General features: G+C 63.5%; 27 protein-coding genes. 17 read left to right on the plus strand and 10 right to left on the minus strand.

Annotated elements, in window-relative coordinates; translation table 11 throughout:
- Positions 1-163 precede the first annotated feature (163 nt).
- The 9 genes from CH262_RS20030 (at position 164) to CH262_RS20070 (ending at position 7020) form a co-directional block, all read left to right on the plus strand.
- The gene (locus CH262_RS20030) at positions 164-745 is read left to right on the plus strand and encodes a MauE/DoxX family redox-associated membrane protein (RefSeq protein WP_179275057.1); all 582 of its coding nucleotides are present in this window, start codon (positions 164-166) and stop codon (positions 743-745) included.
- Between the two features lie 26 nt (positions 746-771).
- Complete coding sequence (locus CH262_RS20035; RefSeq protein ID WP_032374910.1) at positions 772-1386, plus strand: redoxin domain-containing protein; 615 nt, start codon at positions 772-774, stop codon at positions 1384-1386.
- A gap of 34 nt (positions 1387-1420) precedes the next feature.
- A complete protein-coding gene (locus CH262_RS20040; RefSeq protein ID WP_032387663.1) occupies positions 1421-2119 on the plus strand; it encodes a methylamine dehydrogenase light chain in 699 nt (232 codons plus the stop codon).
- A 56-nt stretch (positions 2120-2175) separates the two neighbouring features.
- The gene (locus tag CH262_RS20045) at positions 2176-3429 is read left to right on the plus strand and encodes a hypothetical protein (protein WP_256988906.1); all 1254 of its coding nucleotides are present in this window, start codon (positions 2176-2178) and stop codon (positions 3427-3429) included.
- Between the two features lie 20 nt (positions 3430-3449).
- The gene (locus tag CH262_RS20050) at positions 3450-5015 is read left to right on the plus strand and encodes a multicopper oxidase family protein (protein WP_094718425.1); all 1566 of its coding nucleotides are present in this window, start codon (positions 3450-3452) and stop codon (positions 5013-5015) included.
- A 10-nt stretch (positions 5016-5025) separates the two neighbouring features.
- Positions 5026-5364: a cupredoxin domain-containing protein gene (locus CH262_RS20055; protein ID WP_063216515.1), complete on the plus strand. Its 339-nt coding sequence runs from the start codon at positions 5026-5028 to the stop codon at positions 5362-5364.
- A gap of 8 nt (positions 5365-5372) precedes the next feature.
- Positions 5373-5669, plus strand: coding sequence for a biphenyl 2,3-dioxygenase (locus CH262_RS20060; protein WP_236253892.1), 297 nt, complete (start codon positions 5373-5375; stop codon positions 5667-5669).
- A 32-nt stretch (positions 5670-5701) separates the two neighbouring features.
- Entirely contained in the window at positions 5702-6538 is an 837-nt protein-coding gene (locus tag CH262_RS20065; protein WP_094718256.1) for a methylamine utilization protein, read from the plus strand.
- 89 nt (positions 6539-6627) lie between these two features.
- Positions 6628-7020: an ankyrin repeat domain-containing protein gene (locus CH262_RS20070; protein ID WP_256988884.1), complete on the plus strand. Its 393-nt coding sequence runs from the start codon at positions 6628-6630 to the stop codon at positions 7018-7020.
- A 2-nt stretch (positions 7021-7022) separates the two neighbouring features.
- On the opposite strand, the gene CH262_RS20075 is transcribed toward CH262_RS20070, so the two are convergent.
- From CH262_RS20075 to CH262_RS27760, 4 genes are all read right to left on the minus strand, one after another.
- On the minus strand, positions 7023-9155 hold the full coding sequence (locus CH262_RS20075) for a catalase (RefSeq protein WP_094718257.1): 2133 nt from the start codon (positions 9153-9155) through the stop codon (positions 7023-7025).
- Between the two features lie 70 nt (positions 9156-9225).
- The gene (locus CH262_RS20080; RefSeq protein WP_179275058.1) at positions 9226-9870 is read right to left on the minus strand and encodes a GAF and ANTAR domain-containing protein; all 645 of its coding nucleotides are present in this window, start codon (positions 9868-9870) and stop codon (positions 9226-9228) included.
- 214 nt (positions 9871-10084) lie between these two features.
- Complete coding sequence (locus tag CH262_RS20085; RefSeq protein ID WP_094718259.1) at positions 10085-11137, minus strand: YihY/virulence factor BrkB family protein; 1053 nt, start codon at positions 11135-11137, stop codon at positions 10085-10087.
- 74 nt (positions 11138-11211) lie between these two features.
- Positions 11212-11364: a hypothetical protein gene (locus tag CH262_RS27760; protein ID WP_167326464.1), complete on the minus strand. Its 153-nt coding sequence runs from the start codon at positions 11362-11364 to the stop codon at positions 11212-11214.
- A 105-nt stretch (positions 11365-11469) separates the two neighbouring features.
- Here CH262_RS27760 and CH262_RS20090 point away from each other — a divergent pair, with 105 nt between their 5' ends.
- The gene (locus tag CH262_RS20090; protein ID WP_094718260.1) at positions 11470-12540 is read left to right on the plus strand and encodes an NAD-dependent epimerase/dehydratase family protein; all 1071 of its coding nucleotides are present in this window, start codon (positions 11470-11472) and stop codon (positions 12538-12540) included.
- Between the two features lie 42 nt (positions 12541-12582).
- Positions 12583-12963 (plus strand): VOC family protein, encoded by a 381-nt coding sequence (locus CH262_RS20095; RefSeq protein ID WP_094651069.1) that lies wholly within the window; start codon positions 12583-12585, stop codon positions 12961-12963.
- Here CH262_RS20095 and CH262_RS20100 read toward each other — a convergent pair.
- Together CH262_RS20100 and CH262_RS20105 are read right to left on the minus strand one after the other, a co-directional pair.
- Positions 12950-13915: a bile acid:sodium symporter family protein gene (locus CH262_RS20100; protein ID WP_094718261.1), complete on the minus strand. Its 966-nt coding sequence runs from the start codon at positions 13913-13915 to the stop codon at positions 12950-12952. The genes CH262_RS20095 and CH262_RS20100 overlap by 14 nt on opposite strands.
- A 97-nt stretch (positions 13916-14012) precedes the next feature.
- Positions 14013-14693, minus strand: a complete 681-nt coding sequence (locus CH262_RS20105; protein ID WP_094718262.1) for a FadR/GntR family transcriptional regulator — start codon at positions 14691-14693, stop codon at positions 14013-14015.
- A gap of 51 nt (positions 14694-14744) precedes the next feature.
- Here CH262_RS20105 and CH262_RS20110 point away from each other — a divergent pair, with 51 nt between their 5' ends.
- Positions 14745-16559: a 2-isopropylmalate synthase gene (locus tag CH262_RS20110; protein ID WP_256988885.1), complete on the plus strand. Its 1815-nt coding sequence runs from the start codon at positions 14745-14747 to the stop codon at positions 16557-16559.
- On the opposite strand, the gene CH262_RS20115 is transcribed toward CH262_RS20110, so the two are convergent.
- A complete protein-coding gene (locus CH262_RS20115) occupies positions 16560-17699 on the minus strand; it encodes an alpha/beta fold hydrolase (protein ID WP_094718264.1) in 1140 nt (379 codons plus the stop codon).
- 202 nt (positions 17700-17901) lie between these two features.
- Between CH262_RS20115 and CH262_RS20120 the strand changes: the two genes are divergently transcribed.
- Positions 17902-18291 carry a hypothetical protein gene (locus CH262_RS20120; RefSeq protein ID WP_230591273.1) on the plus strand — a complete coding sequence of 130 codons (390 nt, stop codon included), beginning with the start codon at positions 17902-17904 and terminating at the stop codon, positions 18289-18291.
- Here CH262_RS20120 and CH262_RS20125 read toward each other — a convergent pair whose 3' ends face one another.
- A complete protein-coding gene (locus CH262_RS20125) occupies positions 18292-19086 on the minus strand; it encodes a hypothetical protein (protein ID WP_094718265.1) in 795 nt (264 codons plus the stop codon).
- 135 nt (positions 19087-19221) lie between these two features.
- Here CH262_RS20125 and CH262_RS20130 point away from each other — a divergent pair, with 135 nt between their 5' ends.
- From CH262_RS20130 to CH262_RS20140, 4 genes are read left to right on the plus strand one after another with little or no spacing between them, the layout of a single operon-like run.
- Positions 19222-21105 (plus strand): hypothetical protein, encoded by a 1884-nt coding sequence (locus CH262_RS20130; protein ID WP_094718266.1) that lies wholly within the window; start codon positions 19222-19224, stop codon positions 21103-21105.
- Positions 21102-21266 carry a hypothetical protein gene (locus tag CH262_RS27765; protein WP_167326471.1) on the plus strand — a complete coding sequence of 55 codons (165 nt, stop codon included), beginning with the start codon at positions 21102-21104 and terminating at the stop codon, positions 21264-21266. Before CH262_RS20130 ends, CH262_RS27765 begins: the two co-directional genes overlap by 4 nt.
- A 1-nt stretch (position 21267) precedes the next feature.
- The gene (locus CH262_RS20135; protein ID WP_179275059.1) at positions 21268-21687 is read left to right on the plus strand and encodes a hypothetical protein; all 420 of its coding nucleotides are present in this window, start codon (positions 21268-21270) and stop codon (positions 21685-21687) included.
- Positions 21684-23000: a hypothetical protein gene (locus tag CH262_RS20140; protein WP_094718267.1), complete on the plus strand. Its 1317-nt coding sequence runs from the start codon at positions 21684-21686 to the stop codon at positions 22998-23000. Before CH262_RS20135 ends, CH262_RS20140 begins: the two co-directional genes overlap by 4 nt.
- On the opposite strand, the gene CH262_RS20145 is transcribed toward CH262_RS20140, so the two are convergent.
- On the minus strand, positions 22961-23269 hold the full coding sequence (locus CH262_RS20145; protein ID WP_094718268.1) for a hypothetical protein: 309 nt from the start codon (positions 23267-23269) through the stop codon (positions 22961-22963). The two genes, CH262_RS20140 and CH262_RS20145, sit on opposite strands and share 40 nt — an antisense overlap.
- 58 nt (positions 23270-23327) lie before the next feature.
- Entirely contained in the window at positions 23328-23738 is a 411-nt protein-coding gene (locus CH262_RS20150; protein WP_032387684.1) for a cupin domain-containing protein, read from the minus strand.
- Positions 23739-23913 lie beyond the last annotated feature (175 nt).

The following is a 23913-nucleotide window of genomic DNA, read 5'->3' on the forward strand; positions in this document are numbered from 1 at the left end:
GCGTCGGATCGCTCTGACCTGCGCGGATCGGCCACTCGACGCACCACTTGGCGTCGTCGCGCATGTAACTCGGGAGAAGCGCCTCCGACGCATCGACCTTGGATGATTCGTTCAGCCGACCGAGCGACGGGCGGCGTGAAGCGAACGAGGTGACGAGTTGGCGATGCTCTGGGCAGCCCTATCGTGCGTTGTCGGCGCAGTTCTATTGGTGGCTGGCATACCGAAGGTCACGGACAACCAGCGGATGATCCGCGCAGTGCGCGGGTATCGCCTGCTGCCCGATCAGCTGGCCGTGGTTGTGGGTCGAGTGCTTCCCTGGCTGGAGATCGTGCTCGGGGTCGGCCTGATTCTCGGCATCGCTCCGGTGGTGACGGGCGCGGTCGCGTCGGCGATGTTCGTCGCGTTCTTCGCCGGACTGACGATCAACCTGCTGCGTGGACGCCGTGATCTCGATTGCGGATGTTTCGCGTTCTCGGCCGGTGGCGAAGAGATCGCCCACATCGGATGGTGGCACTCCGCCCGCGCAGCGTCGTTCGCGATCCTCGCGGCGGCCGTGACTCTGACTCCTGACATCGGCGTGTTCGACCGCCTCACCGGAACGGGAGTCGGCCTGTTCGTCGTCGCACTCGTGTGCGTCGGGGTCTACGCGCGCTCGGTCATGTCCTTCGGCCGCCGCCCGATCGACGACTACCTCACCAACGCGGCCATCGAGCTCCGCGCAATCTCGTCCGTCAGCCGCTACTGATCTCTCTCATTCCGAAAGGCACGTCGATGACTGTATTTCTCGTGACCATGGTTCTCGTCCTCACCGTGGCCGTAGCCGGGCTTCTGCTCATGATTCTCGGACTGGCCCGCGAAATCGGCCGAGTACAAGTGCGTTTGGGGCCGCTCGGCGCTCGGATGATGGACACCGGCCCCAAGATCGAACAGGCAGGACCCAGCTTCCACGGTCTCACCGATCATGTCGGACGCACGGTCAGTGTCGGTGGCCATCGCGAGCGGCCGCAGTTGCTCCTGTTCACCGCTCCCGGATGCTCGACGTGCAAATCGCTTCTGCCCGGTATGAAGTCGATGGCCAAGGGTGAATCCGACCTCGACATCGTCATGATCTCCGACGGCACTCCGGCCGAGCACGCAGAGTTCCTAGCCGGCGCCGGACTGGGATCCGAGCTGAGCTACGTCGACGGCCGGGACGTAGGAATCGCGTACCAGATCGGCACCACACCGTTCGGCGTCATTCTCGACGAACACGGCAAGATCAAGGCGAAGGGCCTGTGCAACCACATGGCCCAGGTCGAGAGTCTGCTCAACGCACTCGAATCCGGTACGCCGTCGCTGCAGCACCTGCACACCCAAGCTGCCCGAAATCACGCAGGCGCTGCCTAGTCCCACTCGGATCCCTTCACACATCGGAGAGCACATGGACAATCACGAACATCCCCACGATCCGCACTCGGGTAGTAGCGAGCAGCGGTATCCGGTCGACGAGAACACCGTGGCCGAGCAGGCCGAATGGATGGCAGGACGCGGAGGCAGCTTCGCGAGCAGGTCCGGACGTAAACTGTCCGAACGTGTTTCGCGTCGATCCATGATCTCGAAGATCGGCAGATGGACGCTCGGTGCCTCGGGAGTGGCCGTCGTCAGCGCGCTCCCGGTCTCTCGGGCATACGCGCAGGAGACTCCTGCGGCTCCCACACCCGAGCCGCAGGTTCCCGAGTACGACGGCAGCAATCCCGCCGAATGCGACTATTGGCGCTGGTGCAGCATGGACGGAACGTCCTGTGCTGCATGCGAAGGCGGCGGATTGACCACCTGTGCACCAGGATCCAAGCCCGGTGCCGAATTCTGGGTCGGCTGCTGCACCAACCCCGCCGACGGCAAGACCTACCTCATCGCCTACTACGACTGCTGCGGTGCGCCGAGCTGCTCCAATGCATTCTGCGGTGAACCCGACATGCAGGCAACGATGTACAACCCGGTCAGCGGCAGCTACGACCAAGAAATCATCTGGTGCGTCTCGGACGAATCGCAGGCTTACACCTGCACCATGGCTCCGATCGTCGGCGCGGACTGCCAGGCCCGTCCCGCTGCTCGCCCGAAGGTAGGTGCCGGCTCGTGACCCGTCTACGCCGCACCGCGGTACTCACTGCCGTCCCGTTGGCCGCCCTACTGGCGATGACGTCGTGCAGTTCGTCGAGCGAGGACACCGAGGACTCGGCCTCGTCGACCGAGGTCACCTACCCGTCCGTCGAATTCACCGCGCCCGGTGAGGGAATCGGTCTCGGTGAAGAGGATCAGGAGATCACGGGCCAGATCCCCGAGCCGCTCCACGTCGGCGAGATCACCCCGATCGGCGCAAACCAGATCCTCGGCATCGAAGGCGGCTTCGGCAAGCTCGAAATGACCGTCAACGCAGTCGATCCCGCGACCGGCAAGGTCACCACTCGCGTGACCGTCGGTGCGGGAATCTGGGATCCGGTGGTGCACGGGTTCGTCGGCGAGACCAGCAGCGACCCGGCCATTGTCGCAGCCGAGGTGTGGCGTCCACGTGGATCACGTGGGGCAGCGGACTTCACCGTCAGTACCTATTCGGGAAACCTGCTCGAACCGAAGGAGGCGAAACTCCCCGATGTGGCACGAGTGCACTCACGGGAAGGATCGAACGCCGTCACCTCCGACGGCAAGTACTTCGTCAGCTGGGACGACGGGCTCTACGGAATTCGCGTCGTGGATCTGGGGGCCGGCAAGGAATCGGGCGCACTCCGCATAATCGGCTGTGGGCCGTTCACCTGGATGGTCGGCCATGATCTGTACAGCGTGTGCGAGGACACCCGAGAGCTCTTGCACGTCAACATCGGTGACGACGGCGTCCCGACCGAGGTGGGCCGAGAGAAGGTCCTCCCGGACGACTTCGTCAGTACCCGTAAGACGACGTTCGCCGAGGAAGCGAAGAAGGCTCTGCTTGTCAGTGAGAACGGCGACGTGTTCGTCTTCGACTTCTCGAACGGACTTCCCACCGAGGCAGTGAAGCCGATCGGAAACGCCGGCGACCCGTCCGGACGCTTCTCGGAGAACGTCATCAACGCCGACGCGACCCGCATGGCCATCACCTACACCGACAGCATCATCCATCCGGACTCTGCGCGCGGCGGCTCGGTGGCGAAGATAGTACTGTCCGACGCTGCGAATCTTGCCCCCGTTCGCTCGTTGACGTTGGCGGACATCGGCATCGAGAGTTTCTCCTCTATGGCGTTCAGTCTGGACGGCAAGACGTTCTACGTACTGGGCGACGGTGCCGAGGTCGACGGCGAAGCGCCCCAGAAGCTCGTCGGATTCGATGCCGCAACAGGACAGCAGGTCAGCTCCGTCGACATCGACGGCGCAGTCAACCCGATCACGAATCTGATCACGCCCGAGGAAATCGAGTGACTTCGCCCGACATCCGGTCGATGCTGGGCCGACGCCGCTTCCTGTCCCTCGCGACAGCAGGCGTCGGCCTGGCGGGAATCGGTGCACTCGGTGTCGCCGGTTGCAGCGCCTCCTCCGAGGGGACATCCGGATCCACGGACAAGTTGAACTACATCAAGCCGACCGACCCAGAAGTCGCTGCCGCCGAGGCGGCGCGCGCATCCTCCGGGAAGACAGCGACGTACGCCCTCGCGGCCGGCATGGCAGCGGTGGACCTGGGCGGGCGTCTGGTGAACACGTGGACCTACGGAAGCGGTGCGGTAGCGCCGGAACTACGGCTCACGGCCGGCGACACGATGCGCGCATCGGTCACCAATTCCCTGTCGAGCGACACGAGTATCCATTGGCACGGCATCAGGATTCGCAACGACATGGACGGCGTGCCACCCGTGACGCAGGAGGCGATAGTTCCGGGCAGCACCTTCGACTACTCGTTCATCGCCCCCGATCCCGGGACGTATTGGTACCACTCGCATTCCGGCCTTCAGGCCGACCGGGGGTTGTTCGGTGCCCTGATCGTCGAAGATCCCCACGACAACTCCGGTGCCGACGCCGATACCGTTCTGGTACTGGATGATTGGGTCGACGGACTGGGAACCACACCCGACGCGATCATGGCAGCGCTGAATCCGGAACTGCACGGCGGCGGTCACGCCGGTCACGGCGGGGGAGCGGCTCCGGCTCCGATCGGCGCAGACGAAGCCACTGTTGCAACGTCGTTGACCTCGTCGGGACACGGCGAGTCGGAGGTGCTCGGGGGCATGACGCAGCACATCGCCTATCCGCTGCACCTGATCAACGGCCGACCTCCCCATGACCCTGCCGTCGTCGAGGCTGCTGTCGGATCTCGACTACGGCTGCGAATCATCAACGCGGGAGCGGAGACTCCGTATCGGTTCGCGGTCGCCGGACACCGCATGACGATCGTCGCTGTCGACGGCTTCGACGTGGTGCCGGTCGAGACCGATGCGATTCTCATCGGTATGGCGCAGCGATACGACGTGCTGGTGACCGTCGCTTCCGGAGCATGGCCGATGGTGGCCGCAGTGGAGGGCCGACCGGGATACGCCTCGACGGTACTGCGCAGCACAGATGCCGCACCCTTGGCGAATCCTGATGTTGGAGCGTCGATTCCGGAGCTGGGACGCGAACTGATTCTAGAGAGTGACCTCCGGCCGGCCGAGAAGTCGAAGCTGGCCGACAGGGCTCCCGACCGCGAGTTCTCGGTGGATCTGCTGCAGGCCGGTGATCGGTACGTGTGGGCGATGGCCGGGGCGGATGCGGGCAAGCTCGTCATGAAGCAGGGCGAGCGAATCCGCATCACCATGAACAACACGTCGACCATGTGGCACCCGATGCACACGCACGGACACACGTTCGCCGTTCCGGACTACGGCGGGCTGCGCCGAGACACCGTGAACGTCCTGCCTGGGACCTCCCTGGCGATCGACTTCGATGCCGATAATCCCGGCGAGTGGATGTTCCACTGCCACAACGCCTATCACTTCGAGGCGGGTATGACGGCGAACTTGATGTACATCAGATGAGAGGCAATCCATGAAGAAGATACTTGTCCTGGTCGCGGCGCTGGTTTCGCTGCTGGGCCTGACGGCGTGCAGTAGCGACTCGGGAAGCGATGCCCCCGCTGCGACCGTCCGAGTCGAGAACATGAGCTACAGCCCGGCGTCGGTGACGATAAAGAAGGGCGAGACCGTCGAGTGGATCTTCGACGACAACGGTCTGCCGCACGATGTCGTCGAGACGGCCGACGAGACCTTCAAGAGCGAGCTGCTGACCGAAGGTAGCTACTCCTACACCTTCGAGGAGGCAGGCACATTCGACTATCACTGCACCCCGCACCCGATGATGCTCGGCACGGTCGTCGTCGAGGAGTAAAAACGGTGGTGGCGGTCTCCATCCTGACGATCGCCGCCGGGTGCTCGTCGGAACCCGGCATCGACGCCACCGTGCTCATCAGCAACGTCCGCTTCGATCCACAGGAGGTGAGCATTCCGGTCGGCGGCACCGTCGAATGGCAGTTCGACGATGGCGGACTGCTCCACGAAGTTCACGCCGACGGCGTGTTCGACAGTGGTGTCAACGGAGACAGTACTTTTCGGTTCACGTTCGACACGCCGGGTGACGTGGAGTACCACTGCTCGATTCACCCGTACATGTCCGGAACGGTTCACGTCGGCTGATGTGAACCACCACAGAAATCGAGGAGGTATCCATGACCACGATCATCGATCACACTGCACTGCAACAGGATATGCCCCAGATCAGACCGACCCTGCAGAGCTCGGTGGGGCTCGGCACACGCACCGTTCTGATTTCGGCTGCCGCCGCGATCGGCGCGGGTGCTGCACTCGCGTTCGGTCCGACTGCCGCTACCGGGCTGACCGGTGTCGTCGTCGCCGCGGGAGCCGTCACGGCACTCGCGGCCAACTGGTCGACGTGCGGAATGTCCGTCGCGGGAGTTGTCGTAGCACCCAAGCAACCCGGGCGTAAGGGGTCATCCACCCCGGTCCGTCGACTCGGTTGGCACGCACTGGGTTCCGTCGTCACCGGTTCGGTCACGGGTGCCGCGATCGGTGCCGTCGGGGGAGTCGTCTCGGGTGCTGTGTCGGTGGCCGCGATGCTCGGGGTGTGGGCCGCCCTCGCTCTCGCATACGGATTGCACGAACTGGGGCTGATCTCGATGCCGACTCCGATGCGTCGACAGCAGCTACCGCGTCACCTGCGGCGGAGTATGGAACCGTGGAAGGTGTCCCTGCTGTTCGGTGCCATCATCGGACCGGGCTTCCTGATCTACATCAGGTCCAGTGCGTACTACCTGATGGCACTGGGTGTGGCAGCGCTGGGCTCGCCTGCGCTGGGTGCGGCTCTGTTCGTGACGGTCTCGCTCGGCCGCTGCATGCCGAGTGCGCTGGCTATCGTGCACACCCGCCGGGGCGGATCGATGCCCGGCTTCCTGTCGTTGATGTGCGTCGTGGACCGCCGCGTTCAGGCGTTCACGGGTGCCGTGCTCGTCGGTGCAGCCGTGTTCGCGGGAGTCGTTCTGCTCTGAGCTCTGCAATCAGGGGTGGCCCGGGTTCGATACCCGGGCCACCCCTGCTGGTCTGGTTGGAACCTCGTCGCTCGGGGAATCATGTGTTGGTGGACGACGACGATGTTCTGGCGGTGTTTCGGCATGCATTCGACTGCGCGCGCAGCGGTGACGCCTCGTGGTTGCAGTCGTTTTTCGAGGCCGGAGGGTCCGTCGACCTGACCAACGACAAGGGCGACACGCTACTGATTCTGGCGGCGTATCACGTACAACCGGGTGCGGTGGGCACGCTGCTGACGCTGGGGGCTGCGGTGGATCGCGTGAACGACAACGGCCAGACAGCGTTGGCGGCCGCGGTGTTTCGTCGGTCGATACCCATTGTGCGGATGTTGCTGGAGGCAGGCGCAGACCCCGCAGCCGGAGCTCGATCGGCACACGCAATCGCCCAGTACTTCGAGTTGGACGACATGGCAGCGATGCTGACCGAGCCCCAGCCGGGCTAGCCCTACTTCTTGGCCTTGGCTGCCCGCTTACGAGCAGGCTTGTCGGGGACCGAAGGCGGGATGTTCGACGCCATCACCGCGGGGGCACGATCCCAGGCTCGGTGCAATCCGACCGCAGCGAACAATGCGTCGTTGAACGCTTTCACCGCTGTCTCGCCGATGACGACGCCTGCGTCGTCGGCACCGATTCCAGCCTGCTCGAGCAGTGCCGTTCCGTCGCCCCAGGCACCCATCGCTTTGCAATGACGGAATGCTTCCTGCAGCAGCAGGATCAGCTTGATGTCGTTCGTCGGTGTTGTTCCGCCCGCGACGACGAAGGCGTCGAACTCGATCGAACGAACTGTGAGGAATGTTCGCTCGACAACCTGAGTGCGCATGCCTTTACCGAGAATGCCGCCGGCCGCAGCGATGACGTGCACTGTGGCACCGCGGCGCGCGGCTGCCGTCCGTAGCTTGCCGATTCCGGACAGGTCCGATCCGGCGTCGGCGATGACGCCGATCTTTCGTCCGGCAATCGGTCCCGGAGCCTCGACGATCTGAGACAGTGCGGGGGAGAGCAATACGTCCTCAGCGGGTGTGCCGACGGGTGCGGGTAGGCCGAGGCCGGCGGCGACGCGCTCGCACAGGTCGGCATCGACGTTCGAGAGAACCTCGAGTTCACGTTCTTTGATCGATTGCTCGAACACTTTGCCCAGCTCGAACGTGAATGCCTCGACGAGGTGATCCTGCTCGACCGCACTGAGGCTGCGATAGAACATGGTGGGCTGGGTGAAGTGGTCGTCGAAGGATGCGGGGTTTGCTCGTACTGCGCGTCCCTCGATGAGGCGTTCGGTCTGCACGTAACCGTGGTCCTTCTCACCTGCTACCGCTGGTTCTCCGTCGTCGACGGAGTTGCTGAGGTACGGGGCAAGGCCGGTGTGATCGGCGGTCTGGTGCATGCCGTCTCGCAGCATGTCGTTGACAGGTGCATGCGGCCGGTTGATCGGCAGTTGCGAGAAATTGGGGCCGCCGAGACGCGTGATCTGGGTGTCCAGGTAGGAGAACAGACGCGCCTGCATCAGTGGGTCGTTGGTGACTTCGATGCCCGGCACCAGGTGGCCCGTGTGGAACGCGACCTGCTCGGTTTCGGCGAAGTAGTTCGTGGGGTTCGCGTCGAGGGTGAGCTTGCCGATGGGTTGCACCGGAACCAGTTCTTCGGGAACGATTTTCGTGGGATCGAGCAGATCGATGCCCTCGTAGGTCTCGGTGCCGTCGTCGGGCATGACCTGGACTCCGAATTCGTATTCCAGTGGGGCACCGGCCTTGATGCCGTCGGACATGTCGCGTCGGTGGAAGTCCGGATCGACGCCCGCGGCGATCTGGGCTTCCTCCCACACCAGTGAATGCACTCCGGCGAGTGGCTTCCAATGAAATTTCACGAGCCTGGTCTCGCCGTTCTCGGCGACGAGGCGGAACGTGTGGACGCCGAAGCCTTCCATCGTGCGATACGACCGCGGAATACCTCGATCGCTCATGTTCCACATGACGTGGTGAGTTGCCTCGGTGTGCAGCGAGACGAAGTCCCAGAACGAGTCGTGTGCCGACTGCGCTTGCGGCAGTTCGATATCGGGCTGCGGTTTGCCGGCGTGAATGATGTCGGGGAACTTGATGCCGTCCTGGATGAAGAAGACGGGCATGTTGTTCCCGACCAGGTCGAAGGTTCCTTCGTCGGTGTAGAACTTGACCGCGAAACCGCGGGTGTCGCGGACGGTGTCGGCGGAACCACGCGATCCGAGAACGGTCGAGAACCGCACGAAAACCGGTGTCCGCTTACCCTTCTGGGCGAGAAATCCTGCCTTGGTCACGGTCTTCGCCGACCCGTAGGACTCGAACGTTCCATGTGCGGCGGCACCGCGTGCGTGCACGACGCGCTCCGGAATTCGCTCGTGGTCGAAGTGGGTGATCTTCTCGCGAAGATGGAAGTCCTCGAGCAACGTCGGGCCTCGATCGCCCGCCTTGAGCGAATGATCGGTGTCGGGTAGACGTACGCCTTGCGCAGTGGTCAGGAAATCCCCGGTTTGGGCTCTCGTATCGCGAGCTCCGGTCGGGCCGTTGGGTGCCGGCGACGATTGATCCGGGCGAGGGATGGGTGGCATGTTCGGCCTTCTTTCGTTGTTGGAGCTGTCAACTCGGACGTTCGTGGTCGATGGACGGTGGGCTTCGATGTCACGCGCTCCCCGGGTCGTCGTAGAACAAGCCGTCCCCGCGGACGATGTCGAACGCGAGGGAGGAGATCGAGCGGGCATCGGCGTAGGCACGGGCACGCAGCCGCGCGGTTGCCTCGTCGAGCGACACATGCAGACGCTCGGCCAACACACCGACTGCGATGTTGATGTCGGACCGAGCGGAGCGGAATGGGCCGTCGGGTGGGCGAAGTGTCGACTCGTCGAAGAAGTCCGGTCGGGCTGCGACTTCACTGACGACGATGTCACCGAGGGTCGAGGCTGCGGCCTGGGCAGCGGTGATCTGTTGTGCCGTCATAGTTCCTGACTTCTGGGTGTAGAGCTCGAGGACCCCGAGTCGAGCACCGCCACTGAACAATGGGAATGCGTACACCCCGTGCACGCCGAGCTCCTGAAGAACTTCCGACGCGAACGATGGCCATCCCGTGGTATCGGGCCGGTGACCGATGTTCGGGTGCAGTTGCGGCACCCCGGTGACGAAGGCATCGATACAGGGGCCCTCGCCGGTGGTGAATTGGAGCTCGTCGATCCGGGCAGCTTCGGAGTTCGTGGCGTACAGCAGATCCCGAGCATCGGCATCGTCGATGAGGATGGCGACCGCGGCTCCGTCCACGCCGGCGTCGGTCACACACCTCTTGCTGACTCGTGCAACCCCCTCCAGATGGTGTCCGTACATCGATGCGCTGAAGCTATCGGAGTCCGGGGCGTGGGCGCGTCGGGACTCTTCCGTATTTTCTTCCTCAGCCACGTTGCCCTGCCTCTCTGCGTCATTCGCACCGCCACACCGGATCAGCGCACCACGCGGATCTGTTTCATCGATCGGTCGGTGGCGTCCGGGATGTTCACGGAGTCCGGTTGTGTTCCTCCCGCAATTTTCGACCTTGCTCGACGGCCTGTGCGTCTTTTTCGTCGTTCTTGTCCGATACCCGGGTGTCTCGGGGCGGCAGTTGCAGACGTTCTTCGGCGACGATTCCGGCCTGGAGTTGGCGGCCGCGTTCGAGTTCGGAGTCCAATTCGGCACCGAACAGCAAGGCCAAGTTGGTGATCCACAGCCACAGCAGGAACACGATGGCTCCGGCAAGGGAGCCGTAGGTCTTGTTGTAGCTGGAGAAGTTGGCGACATAGAAGCCGAATGCGACGGTGGCGAGAATCCATACGATGATGCCGACCGCGGCACCGGAACTGATCCATTTGAACTTGGGCTGCTGCACATTCGGTGTTGCGTAGTACAGAATCGCGACGGCGAGTACCACCACGATCAGGACGAGCGGCCACCGTGCGATGTTCCAGATCGTCAGTGCGGTGTCGCCCAGCCCGACGGCGTCGCCCACAGCTTTGGCCACGGGGCCACTGATGGCCAGCATGACGGCCGCGAGCGCGATCAGGACCAGGGCGATGAGCGTGACCAGAAGCATCACGGGGCGCAGCTTCCAGATGGGCCGACCCTCGTCCACCTCGTACATGCGGTTCATCGCGCGGCCGAATGCGCCGACGTAGCCGGATGCAGACCACAGTGCGCCTGCGATACCGATGATCAGAGCGAATCCGGCAGTGGGCGCTTGGACGAGCTGTTCGATGGTCGGACGCAACGTGTCGACAGCGGACTGGGGGCCGAGATCGCCGACAACCTGCAGGACGCCGTCGACCGTGGCCTGTCCCTGGCCGAACACACCCAGCAACGACACGATGGCCAGGATGGCGGGGAAGAGCGAGAGCACGGCGTAGTAGGTCAAAGCAGCTGCAAGGTCGGTGCACTGATCCCGGGAGAACTCACGGGCAGTCTTCTTCAGAACATAGATCCACGACGGCTTGGTCAGATCGGCGGGTGAATCCGCTTTGCGCGGATCGTCCGGATCTGCCTCGGTGGGTGCGGGTGATGCTGCTGAATCGGCCATGGCGATCGCATACCCGGGGTTTTTCGGTGGAAACCGGGAAATGCGACCGCCATGACGGTCGTTCGATTCTGCCGTCAGTTCACTTCGTTGCGCTCGTGCTCGGTACGCGCGTCGAGGTCGCTGTCGTCGAGATGCTTCGGCGTCTTGGCGTGCTCTTTGTGGTCGGGGTGAGCTTCCTCGGTGGGGATCATGACGTCGTCGAGGGTCGGTTCGTTGTTTTCACTCATGGTGATTCGATGCCCGGGAGAATGGCGGCTCAAACTCCTGAGCCAGTGTGGTTTCGATCGAAGTGCAGGGGGCACTTCGACTGTGGTCGATTTTCGGAGGTAGAGATGCGAACTGTAGTGATCGGCGCGACCGGCAATGTCGGCACCGCCCTGCTACGAAGGCTCACCGACGAGCATCCGGGCAATTCCATTCTCGCCGTAGCGAGGCGTCCGCCGAGCCTCAATCCTTTTGCCGAGCAGGTCGACTGGGTTCCGCTGGATCTCACCGGCGAACACGCACCGTACGAGCTACGCGCGTTGTGCCGCGGCGCAGACGCAGTGGTTCATCTGGCCATCGCCTTCCAGCCGATGCGTGATCGCGATTATCTGCGGGCAGTCAATGTCGACGCAGTGCGCACGGTGGCAACTGCCTGTGCGGACGCCGGAGTTCCTCATCTGGTGCACATGTCTTCCGGCGGGGTGTACGCACCGGGGTCGTACGGCGAGAAGGTGGACGAGTCGTGGCCGAGAACGGGCGTGTCTTCGTCGACGTACAGCATGGACAAGGCCGCCGCCGAGGATGTGCTCGATGAGTTCGAGGCAGCGCATCCCGATGTCGCGGTCGCTCGAATCAGGCCGGGCCTGATCGGGCAGTACGAGTTCGGAAGTGCGCTGTTGCGTTACGCTCTACCCGATCTCGTGCCGTCGGCAATCGTCGATCATCTTCCGATCCTGCCCATCGACAGGTCGTTCGCCGTTCCCGCCGCCCACAGCGACGATGTCGCCGATGCCATCGTGCGAGTGCTGGATAGGCGTGCAACCGGGCCCTACAACCTCGGCGGCCCGACGCCCGTGCGAGCCCACGACGTGGCCGACGCGTTCGGTGCGCGCATCGTGCCCGTGCCCTCTCGGGTGTTGTCCGCTGCTGCGCGCCTCGGCTTCGAGACCCACGTGTCCGCAGTGCATCACGGTTGGGTCGATCTCGCGTTCGCCACCCCGATGTTGAACACCGACCGCGCTCGACGGGATCTGGACTGGACTCCCCGCATGGACGGCCCCGACGTGGTCCGAGAGGTCATTCGCGGGATGCGCGACAACGCAGGGTCCATCACGAGCGCGCTGCGCTCACGTACGGTTGCCGACCGCATCCGCGCCTTCCGTCGACGGGGATTCATTTCGCGCGCGAAGAGGCCGTGAACACGGCATGTTCGACGCGGTGGCAGGTGTAAATTCGCGCTCATGGCATGTCGAATCAGTGAATTGGTACTCGAAGGTCGCGACCCCGAGGCCTTGGCGACGTTCTGGTGTGAGGTGTTGGACTTCGTCGTATTGGACAGGGAGGGTGACGGTTCCGTCGAAATCGGTGCGCGCGACGGTTTCGGCGGCTCGCAGCCGACCATCATCTTCATCCCCAGCGAGAATCCCGAGCCGGCGAAACCTCGACTGCACATCGACGTCAATGCAACCGATCGAGATCAGGACGCCGAGCTCGAACGACTGCTCACCCTCGGTGCCCGACGAGTGGACGTCGGCCAGACCGGCCAGGAATCGTGGCACGTACTGGCGGATCCGGAAGGCAACGAATTCTGTTTGCTGCGTCCAAGACTCAGTCCCGTGTGACGGTACTGTTCTGGCGGTGATCGGCATCCGTCGACCGTCTGGACCAGTAGCTGGCCAGCAGCGATCCGGATACGTTGTGCCACACCGAGAAGATCGCCGCGGGAAGCGCTGCAGCGGGTGAGAAGTGAACCGATGCGAGTGCCGCTGCCAAGCCCGAGTTCTGCATACCGACTTCGATGCTGATCGCGCGGCGGCTGGCCACATCGAGTCCGCATGCTCTGCCGATTCCGTAACCCACCGCGAGCCCGAGCGAGTTGTGCAGCACGACGGCAACGACGATGAGGGCACCGATCGACAGCAGGGTCGGCGCGCTGGCGGACACCACGAGGACAACCACAGCGGTGATTCCGGCGACCGAGACAAGCGGCAAGGCGTCGAGCATACGATCGATGATCTTCGGGAACAGAAGTCGCAGTACAACTCCCAGTACGACGGGTACCAGCACGATCTGCAGGATCGAGACGAACAATCCGCCTGCATCCACCGGCAGGTATTCGCCTGCGAGCCATAGAACCAGCAGTGGTGTGAGTATGGGCGCGAGGAGTGTGGACACCGACGTCATCGCCACCGACAGTGCGGTGTCACCCTTGGCGAGGTAGACCATCACGTTCGACGCCGTACCTCCGGGGGCGGAGCCGACCAGCACCATCCCGGCAGTGAGCGCAGCGGACAGACCCAGGACATTCGCGATACCGAGACCGAGGAGCGGCATCGCGATGAACTGCGCTGCGACACCGAGCAGCAGTGCCCATGGGCGGCGTGCCACCACGGCGAAGTCGGACAGCCGCAACGTCATTCCCATGCCGAGCATGATGATCGACAACAACCACGGAACCGCGGGTGTCCCGCCGCTGAACGTGTCGGGCGTGATCAAGGCCAGAGCACCCGCCGCGACGACGATCAGGGCAAACCATTTGCCGGTGAATTCGCTGACGGTCTTCAGCTGGGGCATGTGGAGACTCCAAAGGTGGTGGTCGAGGCGTCGGAAGTCTAGCCCGATTCTGTACTCGGACTGTTCCAGTAGCCGAAAAGCCTTGACCGGCCGGTGCTCACGTCGGAGGAGCGATGGTCGTCGACAACTCCAGCAGATGTGTGCGGGTGAGCGTGTGAGCGCGGTGCTCATCGCGTGCGGCGATAGCCTCGACGACGTGCGTGTGGGCGTCGTGGTCTGCGTCCTCTCCGAACGCGCCCTTGATCTTCAGCATGTCGATCATGGCGGTCCGTAGCCGTGGAGCCATGGAGTCGAAGAGTTCGAGCAGGATGTCGTTGTGCGACGCGACCACGATGGCGCGGTGAAAAGCCATGTCCGCCTCCACCAGATCGACCGCGTCGGCGCGGGCGGTGTTGCGTAGCTCGAGTGAGCGACGGATGACGTCGAGGTCGGTGGGAGTGCGTCGGGTTGCGGCGAGAGCTGCTGCCTCACCTTCGATGGCGAGGCGGGCCTCGAGGACGACGGTGATGTGTGAGCGCTGGAGAACTCTGTCCCAGTCCGTCCGCGCCTCGTCGATCGATTCGACGAAGACTCCCGATCCCTGCCGGGTGACTAGGATTCCGCGCCCCGCCAGTTGTCTGATTGCCTCGCGCATCGTCGATCGCCCGACGTCGAACATGGGGGCAAGGGTCGTTTCACCTGGCAGTTTGGTGCCGACCGGCCACTCACCGGACTGGATCTTGGCATGCAACAGTTCGGCGGCCTGATCGGCCAACGAGGTTCGGCGTATCGCGGTCACAGTGGAAGACTACTCCTCAGCTTGTCTGAGGAGTAGTGCTACATTGCTCGCATGCGCACAGATTTCCCCACTCTGTCCACTCCCGCCGGACCCGTTCCCGTCGGCGCGCCCACCTGGAATCGGCAGCGGCACTCCCAGATGCCGTCGCATCGTTACCGTGACGTCTACGCCAAGGTCGACATTCCGCTGACCCGGCGTCGCTGGCCGGAGCGACGGTTGACCGAGGCGCCGCTGTGGGTGCCGGTCGATCTGCGCGACGGCAACCAAGCGTTGCCCGAGCCGATGGATCCTGCCCGCAAAAAACAGTTCTTCGAGTTGATGGTCGCGATGGGATACAAGGAAATCGAAGTCGGGTATCCCTCGGCATCGCAGACCGATTTCGATTTCGTGCGGCTGCTGGCACACACCGATCTGGCACCCGACGACGTCACCGTGGTCGTCTTCACCCCGGCTCGACGCGACCTGATCGAGCGAACCGTGGAGTCGATCCGCGGAATCACCAACGACGTCGTGATCCACATGTACACCGCCACGGCTCCGACGTGGCGCGAGGTCGTGCTCGGCAGGGAAGCCAACGAGCTTCGCTCACTCATACTTTCGGGCGCAGCCGACGTTCTCGAACTTGCCGGCGACCTGCCCAACGTGCGATTCGAGTTCTCACCCGAGGTCTTCAATCTCACCGAACCCGACTACGTCCTCGATGTCTGTGATGCAGTGACGACTCTGTGGGACGCGACGCAGCAGCGGCCGGTCATCCTGAATTTGCCTGCCACCGTGGAGGTGGCGACGCCGAATGTCTATGCAGACCAGATCGAGTACATGAACGACAACCTTGCGCGACGAGACAGCGTGATCCTGTCGGTGCATCCGCACAACGACCGCGGGACGGGCATTGCCTGCGCCGAGCTGGCCGTCCTGGCCGGTGCGCAGCGAGTGGAGGGCTGCGTGTTCGGCAACGGAGAGCGCACCGGAAATGTCGACATCGCTACTCTCGCATTGAATTTGCACGCACAGGGTATCGATCCCATGATCGATTTCTCCGACGTCGATCAGATTCGACGCACCGTTGAATACTGCAACCAGCTCGAGATTCACCCTCGGCATCCGTATGTCGGCGACCTCGTACACACCGCCTTCAGCGGTACGCACCAGGACGCTATCAAGAAGGGTTTCGTCGAGCATCGCGCTCGGGCGCTGAGGGAAGGCCGTTCCGAGCGCGATATCGAATGGCGGGTGCCGTACTTGCCGATCGACCCCGACGACATCGGTCGCTCGTACGACGCGGTCATTCGCGTGAATTCGCAATCGGGTAAGGGAGGAATCGCGTATCTCCTCGAAACCAACTACGGCATCGAACTTCCGCGTCGCCTGCAGATCGACCTCGCCCGGCATGTGCAGGCCCGCACGGATTCGATCGGTACCGAACTGTCGGCCGAGCAACTCTGGGACGTCTTCCAGGAGGTGTACATCGGTGTCGACGAACCCGACGTGACCCTGATCGGCTTCGACTCTCACGACGACGACGGGTCCGCCGACACCTGCATCACATTGAAGATCGACGGCACGTTCTTCGAGACTTCACACACGGGAGTCGGACCCGTCGAGGCACTCGTCGACGCGTTGTCTGCTCATGGCAGGCACGTGGACATCCTCGGTCTGACGCAGACGAGTGTGCGAGCGGGCAACGACAGTGATGCGGTGTCGATGCTCGAATATCGCACTGCCACTGGGCCTCGATGGGCGGCAGGGATCGATCGCTCCGTTCTGTCCGCCACCCTCGACGCGGTCCTTCGTGCCGCCGGCTCGGCGACCCAGCGGGACTACGTGCTCGGTAGCGATCGGCGTCCGCCGCATGTCGGTGGCTGATCAGTGCAGCATGTCGAGTATTCGAGGTAGGGCGTCGTCGACGGTTGCGGCAATGACGTCGTAATGAGTGGCACCGGGCACGGGCAGGTAGGCCACGTCGCGGACGCCCTGTGCCACCAGTTCCGCAGCGAGGGCGGTCGTCAGAGCCGGCGGCACAACGGTATCGGCCAGCCCCTGCTCGATGGTCACCGGCCGTGTGTAACCGGTGGTCGGCACGGATAGGTAGTCGCGGATAGCTGAGGTCATGGCGGGGTCGGAGAGCGATCGAGCCAGGAGCTGTTGTGGTGCAACGCCACTGGCCTTCTGTCGTAGGTCGCTGATGCAATTGTCCTCTGCATGCGCCAGGTAGTCGCGCCCAAGTTCGCTGAGATAGCTGTTCACGTCGAGATCCGGCCGAGAATCCCTGAGCCCGTACAGGACGTAGATCAGAGTGGCCGTGATGTTGTCGAGTGGTGCGATGCGAGGAGTGGTGGGAGAGAGCAGCGGAAGGACGGCTTCGAGGTTCGACGACGGTGCAAACGACATCACCCCGCGAAAATCCGACCGTTCTCCGTAGATGTCCGCGCGAGCCCCGGTGGTGAGTGCTGCTGCGCCGCCCTGAGAGTGTCCGGCGGCAACCCAGGTGCGCGACAGCTCGGGAAGTTCGTCTGCGGCAGCGCTGACGATGTCGGTGACGGCGTTCGCCTCCGAAATGCTGTTCAGGTAGTGGTGGGCGTCGGTGGTTCCGAGTCCGATGTAATCCGTCGAGACAACGGCCGTGCCGCTTCTTAGCAGCTGGGTGAGCAGGGGCTTGGACAGCTCGACGGCCATGGGGTCCTCGGCGGCACCGTCGTCGAGTGCTGTGCTCAGGGCGCATGAATCACCCACGCCGACGGTCCCTTTGGCCCACGACACGACCGGCCATCCTCCCGGTGGTGGTGTGCCCGAGGGGAGGTAGACCTGTCCGCGGGCAACCGCGGCGCGCCCGTGCTCGTCGGTGGTTGCGTAGGACAGTGCGTAACCCGCTGCGGCACCGTCGATCAGCCGCGGAAGCACATCGATGGACGTTGCCGGTGCCGCGTCGGCGATGGGGGTGAGAAGTCCCGCGCCGCCGAACACTGCCACCGCTGCAGGCAGAATCAAGATGGTGCGAATCTTCATGGCTTCCTTCGGTTCGACCGTCCATGGCGACGTTCTGCCCGAACCCGCCCCGCAGGCAGAGTACACAGGGGTGCAGCTGAAACTGGTCTGAATAGAACGAGACCAATCGGACTTGTTCTGGCAGAATCGACAACTACGCCGGGGTGCGGCCGCAACCGAAGGACGACCAACACATGACGTCACCGTGAACAAGCTAGCGACGGTGGCACTGCTAATCCTGTTGGGTGCAGCCGGAACGTTCAATGGAATGTCGTTGACCTCCGACCCCACCGGGCGGTCACTGGGCTTGGATGTCGACATGCTCCCTGCGTGGCATACCTGGGACTACCGCATCTCCGGGCTGTTCGTGCTGATTTTTCTCGGACTCGGATCGTTGATCTCGGTTGCTGCTGTGCTCGTCGATGCATACGACGCTCCGACGTGTGTCGTGTTCGTGGGGTTGGTGACCATCGGGTGGGTGGTGTGGCAGATCCTCGTACTCGATATCGACGCGCCCCGCGCCCAAATCCCCCTCACCCTGTTGGGGGTCGCGTTGACCATCCTCGCGATCGGCCAATTCCGCGCGCGTGCCCGCGACCGAAGCCGGCAGTAGCTACAAGCCGATTGATCCGAGGAGCGCGTCTCCCGGATCGACGACCGCCACGACGGCAGCGACGAAAAGCAGCGCCATCCCGATCGTCATCAGCGCGCCGAGTGACCCGAGGGTGACGAACATTCGACGGTGAGCAGCGTCTGTCGTGTCCGCCGATCTGTAGCGTCGGAAGGTGATCACGGTTCCGGTACCGACAACGGCGATCACCACACCCGCCGCGATGATCACCGCCCAGTTGTAGTGCTCGACCTGCGTGAGCAGCTCGAGCAGAGGCGGCCTCGTATCTCCGCTCCGCACACCGTTGTCGATCAGTGACTGCGCCGTCTTCCCGTCCGCGTCGTTGTCGGAGAGCATCGGAAGCAGGGCGACGACGGGAGCGACCGTCGACCGGATGTTGATCACGGCGACGAACACCGAAAACAGAGACAGCACGGTCGAAGTACTCGCAGCGATCACGTAGCCCATGCCGGCAGTCAGAGATCGCCCCCACAGCGTCGCTGCCAGCAGGCCGAGAACGGCGGTCAGCAGTACCGAGATGAGGATCTTGATGGCGTGCCATGCGAACCAGTAGTCCACCATCTCCGCCAACCCGGGAGGAAAGGTGCGAACACCGCTGCCCCAGTACTCGACCAATCCACGGCCGAGCAGCTCGCCCATGGCGGACTGATCCTGGAACTGGGGGTATCTTCCCCGCAGCAGAGCGGCTGGTCCGAGAACGAACGCGGCTACCAATAATGCCCCTGCACATGCCAACAGAACGATCGACCAGCGGCCGCGGTGGATGGGCTTACTCATTGGGTGACTCACGGACGAGAGTCAATCATCGAGGGGCCGGGCGCACATCACTCTGTAGGACTAGATCGAGAAGCAGTGAGCCACCGATTGTCCCGAACTTCACCGAAACGGCGGCCCGTGGTCCATACTCTCGCTATGGTCAATGTAAGTGTGACGACGAGTAACGTCATTGCTCAGTCGGAAAGCGGAGGCGCGGCGCTGGACCAGGTCTTCGGTATGACGGCAGCCGCGGCCGTCGTGTCGTTGTTTCTGCTGTACCTGGCATTCATGCACCGCACTCGCCGCATCACGTGGTTGGCGAGGCTGGCGGACTACGCGGGATCGAAACTGAACTTGCCCGGCTGGGCGGCGTTGCCGCTCGTCCTGTTCGTTTCGACGATCCTGACGGCATTCTTCGGGTTCATCTGGGACGTCAGCCTGCACATCGGACGAGGGCGCGACGAGGGACCACTGGCCAACCCGGCCCACTACTTCATCCTGGTCGGCTTGTTCTTCCTCTTCATCGCGGGCGCGCTTGCGATCATCCTGCCGCTCGACGAGAAGCCCGGTCGTGCGGCCGTCAAGATCACCCGCACCTGGTATGCGCCCACGGGCGGTCTGCTGATCGCGGGCAGTGGTCTGTATGCGCTCATCGGTTTTCCGTTGGACGACATCTGGCACCGCATCTTCGGCCAGGACGTCACGCTGTGGGGGCCGACGCACCTGATGCTGATCGGCGGTGCCGGACTGTCTCTGATCGGAGTCCTGCTGCTCGAGCACGAAGGCAGACTGGCGCTCGCCGCAGCACGGCAGACCTCCCCCGACGAGGTGGACGAGTTTGCACAGGGGCCCAGACGCTCGGTGTTGTCCTGGATTCTCAAGGCCAGCGCCTTCGGTGGTCTCCTCATCGGACTGTCGGTGTTCCAGATCGAATTCGACTTCGGAGTCGAGCAGTTCCGGTTGGTGTTCCAACCGATGCTCATCGTCGGTGCCGGCGCGTTCGCACTCGTCGCCGCACGACTGGTCGTGGGACGGGGCGCGACTCTGTTCGTCGTCGCATTCGCCGCCGTCATTCGTGAGCTGACGGCATTCGTCGTCGGTCCCGTTCTGGGTGAACCGCACAACGTCTTCGCGCTGTTCCTCGGGATCGCGGTGGTGGTCGAACTCGTCGGTCTCACTCCGCTCGTGGTGCACAGACTTCGATTCGGAATGCTCGCAGGATTCGCTGCCGCAACCGTGGGCCTGTGGCTCGAATCATTGTGGATCGACGCGGTATTCGTCTACCCGTGGCCGACGTCGATGTGGGTCGAGGCGCTTGCGATGGCAATACCCGTCGGCGTCATGTGTGGGCTGACGGCGGGACTGTTCGCGCAACTGCTCAGCGGTGACGGGCTGCCGGCACCTGCCGTCCGGCGCACGATCGTCGTCGCGTTGGTACTCGTACTCGGCGGCGCGACAGCCAACGGTTTGATGATCGATGTACCGGAAAACGCCACGGCGACGGTCACTCTCGCCGATGCCGCGCCGCAGGACGGTGGCCGCATGGTGACGGCGACGGTCCGTCTCGATCCGGCCGATCTGGTGTCCGACGACCCCGAGTGGGTGGCGATCCTGGCATGGCAGGGAGCCGGTGACACTCTGCGTGGTCTGGTCGTCGATCGTCTCGAACGGACCGGGCCCGGCATGTATCAGTCGACCCGTCCGGTACCGGCGCACGGAACGTGGAAGACGTTCCTGCGTATCCAGGACGGTCGAACGTTGACGGGAACACCGATCTTCATGGCGGCCGATCCCGGCATCGGCGCATCCGAGGTCTCGGCCGACGCCCAGTTCACGCGGCAGCTGCAGAGCGAGACCGCGCTGCTGCAGCGTGAGCGGAGCTTCGATCACCCGGCGTGGCTGTTCGGTGCCGCATCACTGGTTGTGCTCGTCTGCACTCTGGCATTGATCTGGGCTCTGTCGTGGGGCGCAGTACGCATCAGTACCGAGACCCCGGGAGCATCGGTGTCACGTAGGACGCTGGACTCGAGCTCCGTATGACGGCAGCATCCGACGTCGTCTATCTCGCCGATCACTCTGTGGTGCTGGCCATTCCGGCGGTCGCGCCTGCGTTGATCATCGTGGCCGCGGTGCTGTACGTCGTCAGGAAGGACCGCCGGGCGGAGCGCGCAGAGAAACTCGAACAAGAAGGAGAGCACTGACATGGGACTGTCGCCAGTGCGGGCAGCGATCATCGGATGTGCAGCGGTGGCGTTGGTGGCCGGTTGTGGATCGTCGTCCGACGTTACCTCGCCCACCGCGGCAGAACCGGTGCCCAGCACCGACCCCACCGCGTCGGTGTCCGCGCAGCCCGATACCCTGCGGATGAATCTGTCGATCAATGGCGGGACGGTCGAACCGACCAATCAACGCCTCGACATCTCTGTGGGGCAATTGATTTCGATGTCGATCACCAGCGATATCACCGACGAACTGCACGTGCATTCGGTTCCCGAGCACACCTTCGAGATCGAGCCGGGCAAAGATCAGGTGTTCACGTTCACCGTCGATGTACCCGGACAGGTGGATATCGAACTGCACCACAGCGATCGCACTGTCGCCACGCTCGTCGTTCGTCCGTGATTCTCGCCCACGGCCTCGGCGGGTCGACCGATCTGCCGATTCCTGTCACCTACGCCCTGATCGGAGGGGCGTGGGCGCTGGCGGCGTCGTTCGTGCTGCTGTTGTTCGCGTGGCGTCGCCCCAGGCTCGACCCCACGCGTGTCGTCGTGGCGCTGCCGCGGACGACGGTGGTGGCCGATTCGGCGATCGTCCGGGGTCTCGTCGGGACCTTGTCGGTGCTGCTGGCGGGCACTGTCGCCGCAGCATCGGTGTGGGGGCCACAGGATTCCAGCAACGCGTTGCTCGGCACCTTCTACGTTTTGGTGTGGGTGGGCATCGTTCCGGCATCGCTGGTGTTCGGGCCGTTCTGGCGAATCGTGTCTCCGATGCGGGCACTACACCGCGTCGTGTGCGGACTGTTGCGTCGTCCGACGTCGGCGGCAATGGTCGCCTACCGTCGTGAATGGGTCTGCGTACCAGCCGTTGTCGGTCTCTTTGCGTTCGTCTGGCTCGAACTGGCCTCACCCGACTCGGGCTCGGTATCGGCCGTTCGTCTGTGGTGCGCGGTATACGTCGTGTCGATGGCGGTCGGTGCGGCGATCTTCGGCGACGAATGGTTCTCTCGGGCAGACCCTTTCGAGGTGTACAGCGACACCGTATCTCGGTTGTCTCCACTCACCCGAGATGCCGCGTCCGGCCTGCTGGCGCTGCGATCACCGCTCGACGGTGCCGTGAGCCTGCCGGTGCAGCGGGGGACAGTGGCCGTACTCGCCGTTCTGCTCGGGTCCACCGCCTTCGACAGTATCGGGCAGATACCGGCGTGGCGTTCGTTGGTCGACGATTCCGCTCTCGGATCGGTGCCGACGAGAACTCTGGGGTTGATTGCCGTGATCTGCGTTGTCGGCGCGGCGTTCTGGAGTGCGGCCCGTGCCACCGGGGGAGTGTCGCGTGTCCGCCGTGCCGCGCTACCTGGCCTGCTCGCCCATTCCCTGATCCCGATCGTGGTGGGTTACATGACGGCTCACTACCTCACGTACTTCGTCGAAAAGGGCCAGCAGACAATCATTTCGCTATCGGATCCATTGGGCAACGGAGCGAATGTACTGGGGCTGCAGGATGCATCGGTCTCCTACGTCCTGTCCAACCACCCGTCGGTCGTCGCCGGCATCGCCGTCCTGGCGGTCGTGGTGGGGCACCTGGTGGGCATCACCCTCGCCCACGACGCGTCGCTGCGAACACTGCCGAAAGAACACGCGGCTACCGGACAGCTCGCCATGATGGTCGTGATGGTGCTCTACACATTCGGCGGATTGTTCCTGCTGTTCGGTGCGTGATCGGTCCGCCCGCGGCGGACCCTGACAATCGTCACCGCTGCCAACACCAACCCTGCGAGTGTCATGAAGTCGGACTCGGTGAGACCCCGTTCTGCATCGACCACGTACAACGTTCTGCCTTCGATGGGAGCGTTGAAGAACAGCCACAGCACCGAGACGACACTCAGCGATATCGCCGCGGGCCACGACGGCCTGGCCAGACACCAAGCTGCTGAGGCGAACACGGCGTTCATCAGAACGAGGGCGTGGAACGGATCGATAGATGGCACCGGTACATCGTGGCAGACTCCCGATGCTCGGTTGGCATCTACGCCGGGCCGACAAACGTCAGTCGGCGGTCACGGCCATCGGGTATGGGTGGTCGGCGTCGGACTCGTAGCAGATCGCAAACGGCTTGTTGGTGACGAACAAGAAGGTGACGTCGTTGTGCTCTGTCGCACCGTGTTCCATCCAGCCGCCCTCTGGAAACCACACCCAGTTGCCCGGCCCGTATTCGCCTTCGTGGGTCTTCAGGATGCCGTCCAGGACGTACATTCCGTGTGCGCACGGGTGCGTGTGCCAGGTATTGGTGAAACCGGCGGCATAGCGTAGGAGCATCACTTGCATGCCCGTGTCGGGATCCGCAAACAGTGACTTGAAAGGAATTTCCGCACCGATCTGCGAGACCGTCAGTGTCTCCCATGACATTCGATTGGAGTCGGCAACTTCGAGAGATACCTTGTTCGTCGGCTGTGTCATATGTTCCCCATGGTCGATAGTTGAGTCTGGTTCCCGCATTCGATCGCCACGAAAGACAAGTGGTGCTCACGGTCCAGCTAGCAAGGAATCTACGACGACCTTGTTGCTGGTTGGTTTCAGGCGGAATATAGGAAATCGCGCCGCGTAACCACTTGGTTAACCTCGATTCGGCGCA

The sequence above is a fragment of the Rhodococcus sp. 05-2255-1e genome, assembly GCF_002259025.1.
Classification (GTDB): Bacteria; Actinomycetota; Actinomycetes; order Mycobacteriales; family Mycobacteriaceae; genus Rhodococcoides; species Rhodococcoides fascians.

Coding starts and splice junctions, on each gene's coding strand:
- CH262_RS20030 (WP_179275057.1), top strand. CDS start 164: ATGCTCTGGGCAGCCCTATCGTGCGTTGTCGGCGCAGTTCTATTGGTG.
- CH262_RS20035 (WP_032374910.1), top strand. CDS start 772: ATGACTGTATTTCTCGTGACCATGGTTCTCGTCCTCACCGTGGCCGTA.
- CH262_RS20040 (WP_032387663.1), top strand. CDS start 1,421: ATGGACAATCACGAACATCCCCACGATCCGCACTCGGGTAGTAGCGAG.
- CH262_RS20045 (WP_256988906.1), top strand. CDS start 2,176: ATGACGTCGTGCAGTTCGTCGAGCGAGGACACCGAGGACTCGGCCTCG.
- CH262_RS20050 (WP_094718425.1), top strand. CDS start 3,450: ATGCTGGGCCGACGCCGCTTCCTGTCCCTCGCGACAGCAGGCGTCGGC.
- CH262_RS20055 (WP_063216515.1), top strand. CDS start 5,026: ATGAAGAAGATACTTGTCCTGGTCGCGGCGCTGGTTTCGCTGCTGGGC.
- CH262_RS20065 (WP_094718256.1), top strand. CDS start 5,702: ATGACCACGATCATCGATCACACTGCACTGCAACAGGATATGCCCCAG.
- CH262_RS20075 (WP_094718257.1), bottom strand. CDS start 9,155: ATGCCACCCATCCCTCGCCCGGATCAATCGTCGCCGGCACCCAACGGC.
- CH262_RS20085 (WP_094718259.1), bottom strand. CDS start 11,137: ATGGCCGATTCAGCAGCATCACCCGCACCCACCGAGGCAGATCCGGAC.
- CH262_RS27760 (WP_167326464.1), bottom strand. CDS start 11,364: ATGAGTGAAAACAACGAACCGACCCTCGACGACGTCATGATCCCCACC.
- CH262_RS20090 (WP_094718260.1), top strand. CDS start 11,470: ATGCGAACTGTAGTGATCGGCGCGACCGGCAATGTCGGCACCGCCCTG.
- CH262_RS20095 (WP_094651069.1), top strand. CDS start 12,583: ATGGCATGTCGAATCAGTGAATTGGTACTCGAAGGTCGCGACCCCGAG.
- CH262_RS20100 (WP_094718261.1), bottom strand. CDS start 13,915: ATGCCCCAGCTGAAGACCGTCAGCGAATTCACCGGCAAATGGTTTGCC.
- CH262_RS20110 (WP_256988885.1), top strand. CDS start 14,745: ATGCGCACAGATTTCCCCACTCTGTCCACTCCCGCCGGACCCGTTCCC.
- CH262_RS20115 (WP_094718264.1), bottom strand. CDS start 17,699: ATGAAGATTCGCACCATCTTGATTCTGCCTGCAGCGGTGGCAGTGTTC.
- CH262_RS20125 (WP_094718265.1), bottom strand. CDS start 19,086: ATGAGTAAGCCCATCCACCGCGGCCGCTGGTCGATCGTTCTGTTGGCA.
- CH262_RS20130 (WP_094718266.1), top strand. CDS start 19,222: ATGGTCAATGTAAGTGTGACGACGAGTAACGTCATTGCTCAGTCGGAA.
- CH262_RS27765 (WP_167326471.1), top strand. CDS start 21,102: ATGACGGCAGCATCCGACGTCGTCTATCTCGCCGATCACTCTGTGGTG.
- CH262_RS20135 (WP_179275059.1), top strand. CDS start 21,268: ATGGGACTGTCGCCAGTGCGGGCAGCGATCATCGGATGTGCAGCGGTG.
- CH262_RS20150 (WP_032387684.1), bottom strand. CDS start 23,738: ATGACACAGCCGACGAACAAGGTATCTCTCGAAGTTGCCGACTCCAAT.